The organism is Mesorhizobium sp. M8A.F.Ca.ET.208.01.1.1 (assembly GCF_004791315.1).
GTDB lineage: Bacteria > Pseudomonadota > Alphaproteobacteria > Rhizobiales > Rhizobiaceae > Mesorhizobium.
Genome location: NZ_SRUT01000017.1, coordinates 1 through 14059, shown reverse-complemented (window position 1 = coordinate 14059; position 14059 = coordinate 1). Strand labels below are relative to the sequence as shown.

12 protein-coding genes and 1 pseudogene are annotated in these 14059 nt (G+C 63.0%); 11 read left to right on the top strand and 2 right to left on the bottom strand.

Annotated elements, in window-relative coordinates:
* Window positions 1-375, bottom strand: coding sequence for a hydroxyisourate hydrolase (gene uraH, locus EN851_RS33505; protein ID WP_127275736.1), 375 nt, complete (start codon window positions 373-375; stop codon window positions 1-3).
* Between the two features lie 203 nt (window positions 376-578).
* Between uraH and puuE the strand changes: the two genes are divergently transcribed.
* The 11 genes from puuE to EN851_RS33450 all read left to right on the top strand — a co-directional run bounded on the left by puuE (window position 579) and on the right by EN851_RS33450 (window position 13873).
* A complete protein-coding gene (gene puuE, locus EN851_RS33500) occupies window positions 579-1997 on the top strand; it encodes an allantoinase PuuE (RefSeq protein ID WP_127872921.1) in 1419 nt (472 codons plus the stop codon).
* Window positions 1998-2007: 10 nt separating this feature from the next.
* A complete protein-coding gene (locus EN851_RS33495; protein ID WP_135862463.1) occupies window positions 2008-2868 on the top strand; it encodes a bifunctional allantoicase/(S)-ureidoglycine aminohydrolase in 861 nt (286 codons plus the stop codon).
* Window positions 2865-3377 carry an ureidoglycolate lyase gene (locus tag EN851_RS33490; protein ID WP_135862465.1) on the top strand — a complete coding sequence of 171 codons (513 nt, stop codon included), beginning with the start codon at window positions 2865-2867 and terminating at the stop codon, window positions 3375-3377. The genes EN851_RS33495 and EN851_RS33490 overlap by 4 nt, the downstream gene beginning before the upstream one ends.
* Window positions 3374-3967: a nucleoside deaminase gene (locus EN851_RS33485; protein ID WP_135862467.1), complete on the top strand. Its 594-nt coding sequence runs from the start codon at window positions 3374-3376 to the stop codon at window positions 3965-3967. The genes EN851_RS33490 and EN851_RS33485 overlap by 4 nt, the downstream gene beginning before the upstream one ends.
* An 84-nt stretch (window positions 3968-4051) precedes the next feature.
* Window positions 4052-6037, top strand: a complete 1986-nt coding sequence (locus EN851_RS33480) for a CocE/NonD family hydrolase (protein ID WP_135862469.1) — start codon at window positions 4052-4054, stop codon at window positions 6035-6037.
* Between the two features lie 154 nt (window positions 6038-6191).
* Window positions 6192-7778: an ABC transporter substrate-binding protein gene (locus EN851_RS33475; protein WP_127275730.1), complete on the top strand. Its 1587-nt coding sequence runs from the start codon at window positions 6192-6194 to the stop codon at window positions 7776-7778.
* 16 nt (window positions 7779-7794) lie between these two features.
* Window positions 7795-8754 carry an ABC transporter permease gene (locus EN851_RS33470; RefSeq protein WP_127275729.1) on the top strand — a complete coding sequence of 320 codons (960 nt, stop codon included), beginning with the start codon at window positions 7795-7797 and terminating at the stop codon, window positions 8752-8754.
* Between the two features lie 10 nt (window positions 8755-8764).
* Window positions 8765-9589 carry an ABC transporter permease gene (locus EN851_RS33465; RefSeq protein WP_127275728.1) on the top strand — a complete coding sequence of 275 codons (825 nt, stop codon included), beginning with the start codon at window positions 8765-8767 and terminating at the stop codon, window positions 9587-9589.
* Window positions 9589-11244, top strand: a complete 1656-nt coding sequence (locus EN851_RS33460) for an ABC transporter ATP-binding protein (RefSeq protein ID WP_135930992.1) — start codon at window positions 9589-9591, stop codon at window positions 11242-11244. The genes EN851_RS33465 and EN851_RS33460 overlap by 1 nt, the downstream gene beginning before the upstream one ends.
* A gap of 120 nt (window positions 11245-11364) precedes the next feature.
* Window positions 11365-12951, top strand: coding sequence for an ABC transporter substrate-binding protein (locus EN851_RS33455; protein ID WP_135930991.1), 1587 nt, complete (start codon window positions 11365-11367; stop codon window positions 12949-12951).
* An 82-nt stretch (window positions 12952-13033) separates the two neighbouring features.
* Window positions 13034-13873 (top strand): alkaline phosphatase family protein, encoded by an 840-nt coding sequence (locus EN851_RS33450; RefSeq protein ID WP_135930990.1) that lies wholly within the window; start codon window positions 13034-13036, stop codon window positions 13871-13873.
* 82 nt (window positions 13874-13955) lie between these two features.
* Here the strand turns inward: EN851_RS33450 and EN851_RS37955 are convergent.
* A pseudogene (locus tag EN851_RS37955) lies at window positions 13956-14059 on the bottom strand (IS110 family transposase); the annotation flags it as partial.

Below are 14059 nucleotides of genomic sequence, written 5' to 3'. Positions count from 1 at the left end.
TCAGCTCCCCCTGTAGGTGGAATAGCCGTAGGGCGAGATCAGCAATGGTACATGATAGTGCACCGCCTCCGCCATGCCGAAGCGGATCGGCACGCTGTCGAGGAAGGCAGGCTCCGGCAGCTTCGTTCCCTGACCGCGCAGATAGTCGCCGGCCGCGAACACCAGTTCGTATTCGCCGGTGCGGAAGTCGGCGCCTGCCAGCAGCGGCGCGTCGCAGCGGCCGTCTGCATTGGTGACGACCGTCTTCAGAAGCGTGCGAGCAGCACCGTCGAGACGGTAGAGCGCGATCGACAATCCCGCCGCCGGCCTGCCGGTCGCGGTATCCAGGACATGGGTCGTCAGACGCCCGCCATCGGCTTTCGACGTTTCTGCCATTGGCCGCCTCCCATTTCCAGTACGAACAAATTGGCCGATATAATCGAGCACTGCTGATGAATTGTGCGCCAATTAAAGGCGATGCATAAGTCCCGGTCGAGCGGAGTGCGACAAAAACACTTTCAAAAATTTTGAGGGGAATGCGAGAAGCACCCTTTCGATATTCTGATCATACTTCCGGTGATGCCGGGCGCGGAGGGACGATGCGTTACACCAGGGACATGCGTGGCTACGGGGCCAATCCGCCAGATCCGAAATGGCCTGGCGGCGCGCATGTCGCCGTGCAGTTCGTCGTCAATTACGAGGAGGGCGGCGAGAACTGCGTGCTCCACGGCGACAAGGCTTCGGAAGCCTTCCTCTCGGAAATCGTCGGCGCGGCGCCCTGGGTGGGCCAGCGCCACTGGAACATGGAATCGATCTACGAGTATGGGGCGCGAGCCGGCTTCTGGCGGCTGCTGCGCCTGTTCGGCGAGGCGCAAGTGCCCGTGACCTGCTATGGCGTCGCCACGGCGCTCGCGCGCTCCCCCGACCAGGTCACGGCGATGCAGGAAGCCGGCTGGGAAATCGCCTCGCACGGGTTGAGATGGATCGACTACCGCGACCACGACGCCGAGGACGAGCGCCGCGACCTCGAGGCGGCGATCAAGCTGCATTACGAGGTGACCGGCCAGCGCCCGACCGGCTGGTATACCGGCCGCACATCGGTCAACACGGTGCGCCTGGTGGCGGAAGAAGGCGGCTTCGACTACGTCTCGGACACCTATGACGACGAACTGCCCTACTGGTTCGAGCATAGCGGCGGCACGCAGCTCATCATCCCCTACACGCTCGATGCCAACGACATGCGCTTCGCCACGCCGCAAGGCTTCAATTCGGGCGACCAGTTCTTTGCCTATCTCAAGGATAGTTTCGACACGCTCTATGCCGAAGGCAAGGCAGGCAGGCCGCGCATGATGAATATCGGCCTGCATTGCCGCCTTGTCGGGCGGCCGGGCCGGGTGGCGGCGCTGAAGCGCTTCGTCGATTATGTCAAATCGCATGACAAGGTCTGGCTGGCGCGGCGCATCGACATCGCCAAGCACTGGCAGGAGAACCATCCCTACAAACCGGCCGCCCTGCGCCCGTCGAAGATGGAATTCGAGACGTTCGTTCACACCTTCGGCGCCGTGTTCGAACATTCGCCCTGGATTGCCGAACGGGCCCACGAGTTGGAGCTCGGTCCGGCACACGACACGGCGGGGGGCCTGCACAATGCGCTCTGCCGCATCTTCCGCGCCGCCAGCGAAACCGAACGGCTCGGCGTGCTCAACGCCCATCCCGACCTCGCCGGCAAACTGGCCAAGGCCAGGCGGCTGACGGCGGAATCCACCCGGGAACAGGCTTCCGCCGGCCTCGACGCGCTGACCGACAAGGAACGCGAACTGTTCTCCAAGCTCAACGCCGCCTACGTCACCACCTTCGGCTTCCCCTTCATCATCGCGGTGAAAGGCAAGACAAAGGAGGAAATCCTCGCCGAATTCGAAGCCCGTATCGGCAACGGCCGCGGCGTCGAATTCGAAACCGCCTGCAAACAGGTCGAGCGCATTGCGCTGCTGCGCCTCAAGGACATGCTTCCACAATAGGTTTAAACCCATGGATACGATCAGGATGCCCGAGCGAACCTATTATGCCCCACAGGGGGGCCATCCCGGCCAGAACGAGCTTTTGACCGGGCGCGCCGTCTTCACCGAGGCCTATGCGGTCATCCCCAAAGGCGTGATGCAGGACATCGTGACCAGCCCGCTGCCGTTCTGGGACAAGACCAGGGCTTGGATCATCGCAAGGCCGCTGTCGGGCTTTGCCGAGACGTTTTCTCAGTACATCGTCGAGGTTCTGCCGGGCGGCGGCAGCGACCGGCCGGAACCTGACTCCGGCGCCGAAGGCGTGCTGTTCGTGGTCGAGGGGGAACTCACCGTATCGCTCGCCGGCAAAAAGCATGTGCTTGCCGCCGGTGGCTTTGCCTTCCTGCCGCCGGCAAGCGGCTGGACGGTGCGCAACGAGAGCAGCGCTGCCGTGCGCTTCCACTGGATCCGCAAGGCCTATGAGGTGGTCGACGGCCTGGACGCGCCGGAAGCCTTCTTCAGCAGCGACCAGCAGGTGGCGCCGACGCCGATGGCCGGCACCGAGGGCCGCTGGGCGACGACGCGTTTCGTCGATCCGGACGACATGCGCCACGACATGCACGTCACCATCGTCACGCTCGAGGCGGGCGCGGTCATTCCCTTCGCCGAAACCCATGTCATGGAACATGGGCTCTACGTGCTCGAAGGCAAGGCGGTCTACCGGCTGAACCAGGACTGGGTCGAGGTCGAGGCCGGCGACTTCATGTGGCTGCGCGCCTTCTGCCCGCAGGCCTGCTATGCCGGCGGCCCCGGAAAATTCCGCTATCTGCTCTACAAGGACGTCAACCGGCACGCCAAGCTCGGCGGCTATCTCGGGGGCCGCGCGCGGTGAGCCGCATCGTCGCGCAGCCGCTGAGCCGCGAAAACTTCGCGCCCTTCGGCGACGTCATCGATATGGGCGGCGACAACCGCTACCCAATCAATGGCGGCAAGGCGATCCGCTATCATGATCTCGCCACCGCCGAGGCCGCTGGGCCGAATGCGCGCGTGCTGATCTCGATGGTGCGCGGCACACCCTATGAAATGCCGCTGAAGCTGACCATGGTCGAGCGCCATCCGCTCGGCAGCCAGGCTTTCATCCCGCTGTCGCCACGGCCGTTTCTGGTCGTCGTCTGCCACGATACCAAGGACGGGCCGGGCGAACCGCATGGCTTCATCGCCGCGCCCGGACAGGGCATCAACTACAAGCGCAATCTCTGGCACGGTGTGCTGACGCCGATCGGCGAGGAACAGGATTTCCTCATCGTCGATCGCGGCGGCGATGGCTCCAACCTCGAAGAGTTTCACTTCTCGCACCCTTACGAAATCCACCTTCCCAGAAAGCCCGAGATTTCATCATGACCGACATTTCGCTGATCGACCGCCTGCTCGACGTGATCGAGCACGACATCGTGCCGAAGACGGCAGAAGGCGTCGCCCATGGCAACAAGCTGTTCGGCGCGGCGATCCTGCGCAAGGACGACCGGTCGCTGGTGCTGGCCGAGACCAACAACGAGATGGAAAACCCGCTCTGGCATGGCGAGGTGCATTGCCTGAAGCGTTTTTACGAGATGCCCAGAGCCGAACGCGTCGACACGAAAGAGGCCATCTTCATTGCCACGCATGAGCCGTGCTCGCTCTGCCTGTCGGCGATCACCTGGACCGGTTTCGACAATTTCTACTATTTGTTCAGCCACGAGGACTCGCGCGACAGTTTTGCCATCCCGCATGATCTCAAAATTCTGAAAGAGGTCTTCACTCTCGACCCTGGCGGCTACAATGCCGAGAACGCCTATTGGAAAAGCTTTTCGATCCGTCGGCTGGTGCGGGCCCTCCCCGAGGCCGAGCGCGCGAGGCTGGAGACGCGGATCGGCAGGATTTCCGCACGCTATGACGAACTGTCCGACGCCTATCAGGCGAACAAGGCCGCAAACGACATTCCGCTGAGTTGATGGTATGAGACAAGTCGCATATTTCGCTGCTCCAGTCGCGAATGGCGATTGAAAGTTTTCGTGCCGCGGAGCGTTATGCCTGCCATGAAAACCATCACCGAATTTCCCCGTAAGGTCGTCGAATTTCCCGACATGGGTATCGTCATGCCCGATGGCTGCCGGTTGTCGGCGCGGGTGTGGATGCCGGAGGATGCGGGCGACGATCCGGTACCTGTCATCCTTGAGCATCTGCCCTACCGCAAGCGCGACGGAACGATCTTTCGTGATCAGCTTACCCATCCCTATTTCGCCGGCCACGGCTACGCCTCGATCCGCGTCGACATGCGCGGCAATGGCGATTCCGAAGGGCTGATGGACGACGAATATTCCGAGCAGGAACTGCAGGACGCCTGCGATGTCATCGCCTGGGCGGCGGCGCAGCCCTGGTGCAACGGCAATGTCGGCATGATGGGCATCTCTTGGGGCGGCTTCAACTGCCTGCAGGTGGCGGCCAAACAGCCGCCGGCGCTCAAGGCGGTTATCAGCCTGTGCTCGACCGTCGACCGCTATGCCGACGACATCCACTACAAGGGCGGCTGCCTTTTGAACGAGAATTTCGGCTGGGCCTCGACCATGCTGTCCTATTCGTCGCGGCCACCGGATCCGCTGATTGCCGGCGACAACCGCTGGCGCGATCTGTGGCTGAGACGGCTGGAGAACCAGTCCTTCCTTTTGCCGCTCTGGCTCAGCCACCAGCATCGCGACGCCTACTGGAAACGCGGTTCGATCTGCGAGGATTTTTCCGCAATCAAAGCCGCAGTGCTGTCGATCGGCGGCTGGCATGACGGCTACCGCAACACGATCTCGCACCTCGTCACCAACATCGAGGCACCGGTCAAGGGCATCGTTGGACCGTGGATACACAAATACCCGCACTATGCGGGCCCCAAGCCGGCCATCGGCTTCCTGCAGGAAGCGCTGCGCTGGTGGGACCACTGGCTGAAGGGCGCCGAGACCGGCGTCGAGGCCGATCCCGACTATCGCGCCTATGTGATGGACAGCGTGCGCCCCGCTCGCTGGCATCCGGAGCGGCCCGGCCGCTGGATAGCCGAGCAGGAATGGCCGTCGTCCAACATAACGATTGAAACGATCGAACTCGTTTCCGCTGATGCAGGACCTTCCATCGTCGCTTCGCCGCAGACCTGCGGGCTTGCCGGCGGCGAATACTTTCCCTTCACCTTCGGCCCGGAATTGCCTGGTGACCAGCGCCCTGACGACGGGCTGTCGGCGTGTTTCGACCAGCCTGAGCTCACCAAGCCGATCGAGATCGTCGGCGCGCCGGAGCTTGAGATCCAGTTTGCCTCCGATCGGCCCCAGGCCAACATCGCGGTCCGGCTTTGCGACGTGCATCCCGACGGCGCCTCGGAACTTATCTCCTATGGCGTGCTCAATCTGACGCACCGCAAGTCGCATGAATTCCCCGAGGCGCTGGTCCCAGGGGAGACGGTTTCGGCGCGTGTCGTGCTCGATCAATGTGCCTACCGCGTGCCGGCCGGGCATCGTTTGCGCGTCGCCGTTTCGACCGCCTACTGGCCTGCCATCTGGCCCTCGCCGGAGCCGGTACGGCTGACCTTGTCGGCGGCCTCGCTATCAGTGCCGCTGCGCCTGCTCGCAACAGGCGACGAAGTCGTCTTCGGCGAACCGGAAGGCGCCACGCCCTGGGCGACCGAGACGGTTCGACCCGCCAAGTCCGAACGCCATGTCGACCGCGACGAAAAGACGGGAATCGTCACGCTTTCCATTGCGGATGATTTCGGCGAGGTGCGTGATCTCGACCACGGCCTTGTCAACGGCAGCATCGCCCGCGAAACCTGGACCATCCATCCTGACGATCCTCTGTCAGCCTCCGGGAAAACACATTGGACGCAGACCCTGTCGCGAAATGGATGGTCGGTCCGTACCGAGACATGGGCGCAGATGCGGTCGGATGCGCAAAACTTCATCGTCAGCGCCAGAATCGAGGCCTACGAAGGCGAAAACCTCGTCTTCGAGCGCGATTTCGACGAAAGGGTCCCGCGCGCGCTGGTCTGAGTGCTGAAACCGTTGGTCCAAATGCGACGTGCGATTTACGCCACGGCATGTCGCATTCGGTCTTGCTTACCGCTTTCCCTTGCGGTCATTATTCCCCTCACAAGAAGCAAGAAAATCGACCAGAGAGTCGAACCAACAGAGTGAGGAACTCAAAATGTCGAATGAACTCGAATTCCTTAGCCGGCGCGTTGCAGCAGGCAAGCTGAGCCGTCGTGATTTTCTCGGCCGGGCGGCAGCGCTCGGCATCGCCGCACCCTTCGCCAACTCGCTGCTTTCAAGCGCGGCGCGGGCGGCCGGTCCGGTCAAGGGCGGCACGCTGAAGGCCGGCCTGGTCGGCGGTGAATCCACCAACAGTCTCGATCCGGCCCTGTTCATGACCCAGGTGCCGTTCGCCTTCGGCAAGTGCTGGGGCGAAATGATCGTCGAGCTGTCGCCCGACGGCAAGCTCGAGAACCGCATCGCCGAGGAGATCGGCTCGTCCAAGGACGCCAAGACCTGGACGCTGAAGATCCGCGACGGCGTCGAATTCCACAACGGCAAGAAAGTGACCGCCGAGGACGTCGCCGCGACGCTCGAGCGCCATTCGGACGAGAAATCGAAATCCGGCGCGCTCGGCTACATGAAGGGCATCGATACCATCAAGGCCAGCGGCAAGGAAGTGGTGCTGACGCTGAAGGAGGCCAATGCCGACCTTCCCTACCTGCTCAGCGACTATCACCTGATCGTCCAGCCGAACGGCGGCAAGGACAAGGCCGACGCCGGCATCTCGGCCGGACCCTATAAGGTCACCACCAACGAGCCCGGCGTGCGCCATGGCGGCGAGCGCTTCGCCAATTACTGGCAGAGCGACAAGATGGGTCATGCCGACCAGATCGAGATCATCGTCATCAACGATGCGACTGCGCGCACGGCGGCCCTGCAGGGTGGCCAGGTCAACATGATCAACCGCGTCGAGCCGAAGATCGTCGACCTGATCAAGCGCGTGCCTGGTGTAACCATCCGCAACCATGCGGGTCCGGGCCATTACGTGTTCATCATGCATTGCAACACGGCGCCGTTCGACAACAACGACCTCAGGATGGCGCTGAAGCTGGCGATCGACCGCGAGGAGATGCTGAACAAGGTGCTGCGCGGCTATGGCTCGCTCGGCAACGACTTCCCGATCAACGCGTCCTATCCGCTTTTCACCGAGATCGAGCAGCGCAAATACGATCCCGACAAGGCCAAATTCCACTACAAGAAGTCCGGTCATGACGGCGCCGTGCTGCTCAGGACCTCGGACGTCGCCTTCCCGGGCGCTGTCGATGCGTCCCAGCTCTTCCAGCAGAGCGCGGCCAAGGCCGGCATCAAGATCGAGCTCAAGCGCGAGCCCGGCGACGGCTACTGGAACGAGGTCTGGAACAAGCAGCCCTTCTGCGCTTCCTATTGGGGCGGCCGCTCGACGCAGGACCAGATGTACTCGACCGCCTACCTGTCGACCGCCGACTGGAACGACACGCGTTTCAAGCGCCCGGATTTCGACAAGATGGTGCTGGCGGCGCGCGCCGAACTCGACGAGGCCAAGCGCAAGCAGATGTACCACGATATGGCGGTCATGGTGCGCGACGAAGGCGGTCTGATCCTGCCGATGTTCAACCAGTTCATCGACGCCACCGGCGCCAAGGTCGATGGCTGGGTGGACGACCCGCATCAGGAGCTGATGAACGGCTACGCCCTGGCGAAGTGCTGGCTGCAGGCCTGAGTCCGGCTTTGCGGATATGTCTTCACCCATCCTGAAACTAATCGCCCAGCGCATCGCGCTGGGCATCCTCCTTTTGTTGGCCATTTCGGTCCTGATCTTTGCCGGCACGCAAATCCTGCCCGGCGACGTCGCGCAAGCCATTCTGGGACAATCGGCGACACCGGAGTCGCTCGCCAATCTGCGCGAGCAGCTTGGACTGAACGACCCCGCCTATATCAGGTACTTCCATTGGCTCGGCGGCGTCTTGACCGGGGACCTCGGCACGGCGATGTCGAGCGGGCAGGATATCGCAACCTCAATCAAGGGCCGGCTGTGGAACACGCTGTTCCTCGCCTTCTGGGCGGCGATCGTGGCCGTGCCGCTGGCAATCATCCTTGGGCTGATCGCGGTGCGCTATCGCAATGGCTGGGTCGACAAGCTGATCTCCGGACTGGCGCTCGCCTCGACCTCGTTCCCGGAATTCTTCATCGGCTATCTCCTGGTCTATTTCTTCGCGGTGAAATGGCAGATCTTCCCTGCCATCTCCACCGTCTATGATGGCATGCCCTTCGGCGAACGCATGCAGGCCATCGCGCTGCCGGCCACGGCGCTGACGCTGGTAGTGCTCGCGCACATGATGCGCATGACACGTGCGGCGATCCTCAACGTCATGCAGTCGGCTTATGTCGAAACGGCGGAACTCAAAGGGCTTTCAGCCTTCTCCGTCATCCGCAGGCACGCCTTCCCGAATGCCATAGCGCCGATCATCAATGTCGTCATGCTGAACCTCGCCTATCTCATCGTCGGCGTCGTCGTGGTCGAGGTGATCTTCGTCTATCCCGGCATGGGACAGTATCTGGTCGACCACGTCACCAAGCGCGACGTGCCGGTGGTGCAGGCGGTCGGCCTGATCTTCGCCGCCGTCTACATCAGCCTCAACATCATCGCGGACATTGCGGCGATCGTCGCCAATCCGCGTCTCAGACATCCAAAGTGAGGGGGCGGGCATGCTCGATATAAAACGCATCCCCATCCCCGCTCTGATCGGCCTGGTGCTGACAGCCCTGTTCGTGCTCGCGGCGATCCTCGCGCCGTGGATTTCGCCCCACGACAATGCCGAGATCGTCGGCGACGTCTGGGAACCGATGTCGGCGGCGCATTGGCTTGGCACCGACAATCTTGGCCGCGATCTCTTGTCGCGCATGATCTACGGTGCCCGGATCACCCTGTTCATCGCCGTGCTGGCCACCGCGCTGTCGTTCTCGCTCGGCGCCATACTGGGTTTTTCGGCGGCTGTGTTCGGCGGCTGGTTCGACACGATCCTGTCCCGCCTCGTCGATCTCCTGATGTCGATCCCGACACTGATCATGGCCCTGGTCGTGCTCTCCGTGCTGCCGACCAACCTGGTGACGCTGATCCTGGTGATGGGCATTCTCGATTCGACGCGCGTCTATCGCCTGGCGCGCGCGGTCGCCGTCGACATCAACGTCATGGACTATGTCGAAGCGGCCAAGCTGCGCGGCGAAGGCAGCGCCTGGATCATCTTCCGCGAGATCCTGCCCAACGCGCTGTCGCCGCTGGTCTCCGAGCTCGGTCTGCGCTTCATCTACGCGGTGCTGTTCCTGTCAACGCTGTCCTTTCTCGGTCTCGGCGTGCAACCGCCAGACGCCGACTGGGGCGGCATGGTCAAGGAGAACAAGGACGGCATCGTCTTCGGTATCGCCGCCGCGCTCATTCCCGCGGCCGCGATCGCGGCCCTGGCGATCTCGGTCAACCTAGTGGCCGACTGGGTACTGAACCGCACGACAAGCCTCAAGGGAGGACGCGGCTGATGGCTGACGGCAAGGCAAAGTCCACTCCCCTGCTCGACATCCGCAATTTGCGCATCGAGGCGACGGTCTATCCGCCTGGTGAGGCGCCGAAGACCATCACGCTGGTCCACGACGTGTCGCTGACGCTGGAGAAGGGCAAGGTGTTGGGCCTGATCGGCGAATCCGGCGCCGGCAAGTCGACGATCGGCCTGTCGTCGATGGGCTATGGCCGCGGCGGCGTGCGCATCACCGGCGGCGAAGTCATTCTCAACGGCCGTGACATCCTGAAGGGCGGCAAGGACGAATTCCGCAAGCTGCGCGGCCGCGAGGTCTGCTATGTCGCGCAATCGGCGGCAGCCGCCTTCAATCCGGCGCACAGGCTGATGGACCAGGTTGTGGAAGCCACGCTGCTGCATGGCACGGCAACCCGCGCGGAGGCCGAGAAGCGGGCCGTCGCGCTGTTCAAGAAGCTCAGCCTGCCCAATCCGGAAACCATTGGCGAACGCTTTCCGCACCAGGTGTCGGGCGGCCAGCTGCAGCGCGTCATGACGGCGATGGCGCTGTGCTCCGAACCCGACCTGATCGTCTTCGACGAGCCGACCACAGCGCTCGACGTGACGACGCAGATCGACGTGCTGTCGGCGATCAAGGACGCCATCCGCGACACGCATGTGGCGGCGCTCTACATCACCCATGACCTTGCCGTCGTCGCCCAGGTCTCCGACGAGATCATGGTGCTGCGCCACGGCCGGCTGGTCGAATGGGGAGGCACCCGCCAGATCATCAAGGAGCCTCGCCAGGAATACACCAACGCGCTGGTCTCGGTGCACGAGATCGAGCATGCCGAACAGAACCCGGGCGCGACGCCGTTCCTGTCGGTCAAGAACGTCACCGCCGCCTATGGCGGCGGCCAGGTCAAAGTGCTCAAGAACGTTTCGGTCGACATCTATCCTGGCCAGACGCTGGCCGTGGTTGGCGAATCCGGTTCCGGTAAATCGACGCTGGCGCGCGCCATCACCGGCCTGTTGCCGCCCGAGCAGGGCAATGTGACCTTTGACGGGCGCCCGCTGGCCAACCGGCTTGCCGACCGGACGAAGGAGGATCTGCGCCAGTTGCAGATGATCTACCAGATGGCCGACGTGGCGATGAACCCGCGCCAGACCGTCGGCACCATCATCGGCCGGCCGCTCGAATTCTATTTCGGCATCCGCGGCAGGGAACGCGACCGGCGTGTGGCCGAGCTGCTCGACGAGATCGAGATGGGCAAGGGCTTCGTCGACCGCTATCCGGCCGAGCTTTCGGGGGGCCAGAAGCAGCGCGTCTGCATCGCCCGCTCGCTCGCCGCCAAGCCGAAGCTGATCATCTGCGACGAGGTGACATCGGCTCTCGACCCGTTGGTGGCCAACGGCATCCTCAAGCTGCTGCTCAACCTGCAGCAGCACGAAAAGGTCGCCTACCTGTTCATCACCCACGATCTGGCGACGGTGAAGTCGATCGCCGATTCGATCGCGGTGATGTATCGCGGCGAAGTGGTGCGCTACGGCTCCAAGAGCAAGGTGCTCACACCGCCCTTCGACGCCTATACCGACCTGTTGTTGTCGTCCGTTCCGGAGATGGAGATCGGCTGGTTGGAAAAGGCGATCAAGGGGCGGCGCATGGCCAGCGCGGGGAACTAGCCAGCCAGCAGCCGCCAGCCAGGGGAGATGGCGGCCGTCATCCGCATGCAACACTAGGGCGCCACACGTCCTTCGGACGGGCGCCACTGGTGCGACGTTGTTTTCAACAAGGGGCAGGACATGAAGACTGAACTCGACCATCTCGCTGATCTCGCTGGCCAGGGCCGGATATCGCGTCGCGACTTTCTTGGCCGCACAGCCGCACTTGGCGCGTCCGCCGCGCTGGCAACGACGCTGGCCGGGAAAGCCTTCGCGCAGAGCCCGGTCAAGGGCGGCATCCTCAAGGCCGGCCTGCAAGGCGGTGAATCGACCAACAGCCTCGACCCGGCGCTGAACCTCAGCCAGGTCACTTTCAGCTTCGGCAAGCAGTGGGGCGAGTATCTTGTCCGTCTCACCCCCGACAACAAGCTGGTGAACCTGATCGCCGAGGATATCGGCGCCTCCAAGGATGCCAAGACCTGGACGATCAAGATTCGCGACGGCATCGAATTCCATAACGGCAAGACGGTTGGCGCCGAGGACGTCGCCGCCACCATCGAGCGCCATGCCGACGAGAAATCGAAGTCGGGCGCGCTCGGCATTCTCAAGAACATCAAGGGCGTCAAGGCGAGCGGCAAGGAAGTTATCTTCACGCTCGGCGACGCCGATGCCGACTTCCCATATCTGATGGCCGACTACCACCTCGTCATCCAGCCGAATGGCGGCAAGGACAACCCGAATGCCGGCATCAGCGCCGGGCCTTACAAGGTGACCGTCAACCAGCCGGGCGTTCGCCATGGCGGCGAGCGCTTCGCCAATTACTGGCAGGGCGACAAGGCCGGCCATGCCGACCAGGTCGAGATCGTCGTCATCAATGACGCGACGGCCCGTCTGGCCGCGCTGCAGGGCGGCCAGGTCCACATGATCAACCGCGTTGAGCCAAAGGTCGTCGACCTGGTCAAGCGCATTCCCGGCGTCAGCATCGAGAATGCGTCCGGCAAGGGCTATTATCCGTTCAACATGTTCTGTGACACGGCGCCCTTCGACAGCAACGATCTCCGGATGGCGCTGAAGCTCGCCATGGATCGTGACGAGATGCTGGAGAAGATCCTCCGCGGCTATGGTTCGGTCGGCAACGACTTCCCGATCAATGAGGCCTATCCCCTGTTTACCGCCATCGAACAGCGCAAGTTCGACCCGGAAAAGGCGGCTGCGCTCTACAAGAAGTCCGGCCACAGCGGTTCGATCCTGCTGCGTACCTCCGATGTCGCCTTCCCTGGTGCCGTCGATGCAGCCCAGCTCTACCAGCAGAGCGCCGCCAAGGCCGGCATCAAGATTGAGATCAAGCGCGAGCCGGGCGACGGCTACTGGTCGGAAGTCTGGAACAAGCAGCCCTTCTCGCTCTCCTATTGGGGCGGACGCGCCACGCAGGACCAGATGTACTCCACCGGCTATGTCTCGACCGCCGACTGGAACGACACACGCTTCAAGCGGCCGGAGTTCGACAAGATGCTGTTTGCGGCGCGCGGCGAGCTCGACCAGGACAAGCGCAAGGCGATCTACCACGACATGGCGGTGCTGATGCGCGACGAAGGCGGCCTGATCGTGCCGTTCTTCAACCAGTTCATCGACGCCGTCGCCACCAACAAGATCGGCGGCTTCGCCAAGAGCCCGATCGGCGAAATGATGGATGGTTACGCGCTCGCCGAGTGCTGGCTGAACGCCTGATGTCCATCTGACACTGAAAGCGCCGCGTGTTCGTGCGACACGCGGCGCACTCGTTTCAACCGACAATCCCATGGAGCCGCCCGTGGCGCTCGACACCAAGCTTCTGCTGATCATCCTCGACGGCGTGCCTTACCGCAACTGGCGCCGGCTAATGGGCAATCTCGAAGGCTGGGTGCAGTCGGGCGAGGCGCGGGTGTGGAAGATGCGCTCGGTGCTGCCGTCGACCTCGGCCTGCTGCTATGCCTCGATCCACACCGGCGTGTCGCCGCAGGTGCACGGCATCCTGTCCAACGAGAACCGCTTTCGCGTCGGGCAGCCCGACATCTTCTCGGAAGTCAGCAAGGCCGGCGGCAAGACAGGTGCGGTCACCCATTCCTACTGGTCCGAATTCTTCCGCTCCTACCCGTTCGACCTCGTTGAGGACATGGAGTATGATGAGCCTGGTGGGCCGATCACGCATGGCCGCTTCCACACCATGACCGGCTACAATCTCAAGAACCAGATGACGCCGAGCGATGTCGACCTGTTCGCTACGCTGACCATGCTCACCCGACGCCATGGCATCGACTACGGCATCCTGCATACCTGCACGCTGGACTCGATGGGCCACCGTTTCGGCCATGACTGCCACGAGATGGACCATGCCTGCTACGCCATGGACGGCATGCTGGCGGCCTTCCTGCCGGGCTGGATCGAGGCCGGCTACGAGATCATGGTCACCGCCGACCACGGCCAGACCGACCGTGGCCACCATGGCGGCCATGACGACGAGATGCAGGATTTCGCGCTCTATTATTTCGGCGCCGGCAAAGGACCGCAGGCCGACACGCTGCTCGACCAGCTGCAGCTTGCGCCGACCGTGCTGAAGCGGCTGGGCGTGGCAATACCCGAGACGATGAAGGCCAAGCCGTTTTTGGATTAGTGCGGCGATCTTCCCTTCTCCCCTTGTGGGAGAAGGTGGATCGGCGCGGAGCGCCGAGACGGATGAGCGACTATCTGAGGTGTCAAGTTGCATTTGCGAACTCGTTTCGCGCATCGCGTGCTTTTGCATTGAGAATGACGAGCAGCTTGCGGGCGAGCGCGATGCGGATGACCATTTTCTCCTTTC

What these genes read in the sequence shown, in the direction of transcription:
- EN851_RS33475 (WP_127275730.1), top strand. Translation starts at nt 6,192, where the DNA reads ATGTCGAATGAACTCGAATTCCTTAGCCGGCGCGTTGCAGCAGGCAAG.
- EN851_RS33480 (WP_135862469.1), top strand. Translation starts at nt 4,052, where the DNA reads ATGAAAACCATCACCGAATTTCCCCGTAAGGTCGTCGAATTTCCCGAC.
- EN851_RS33495 (WP_135862463.1), top strand. Translation starts at nt 2,008, where the DNA reads ATGGATACGATCAGGATGCCCGAGCGAACCTATTATGCCCCACAGGGG.
- EN851_RS33485 (WP_135862467.1), top strand. Translation starts at nt 3,374, where the DNA reads ATGACCGACATTTCGCTGATCGACCGCCTGCTCGACGTGATCGAGCAC.
- uraH (WP_127275736.1), bottom strand. Translation starts at nt 375, where the DNA reads ATGGCAGAAACGTCGAAAGCCGATGGCGGGCGTCTGACGACCCATGTC.
- EN851_RS33470 (WP_127275729.1), top strand. Translation starts at nt 7,795, where the DNA reads ATGTCTTCACCCATCCTGAAACTAATCGCCCAGCGCATCGCGCTGGGC.
- EN851_RS33465 (WP_127275728.1), top strand. Translation starts at nt 8,765, where the DNA reads ATGCTCGATATAAAACGCATCCCCATCCCCGCTCTGATCGGCCTGGTG.
- puuE (WP_127872921.1), top strand. Translation starts at nt 579, where the DNA reads ATGCGTTACACCAGGGACATGCGTGGCTACGGGGCCAATCCGCCAGAT.
- EN851_RS33460 (WP_135930992.1), top strand. Translation starts at nt 9,589, where the DNA reads ATGGCTGACGGCAAGGCAAAGTCCACTCCCCTGCTCGACATCCGCAAT.
- EN851_RS33455 (WP_135930991.1), top strand. Translation starts at nt 11,365, where the DNA reads ATGAAGACTGAACTCGACCATCTCGCTGATCTCGCTGGCCAGGGCCGG.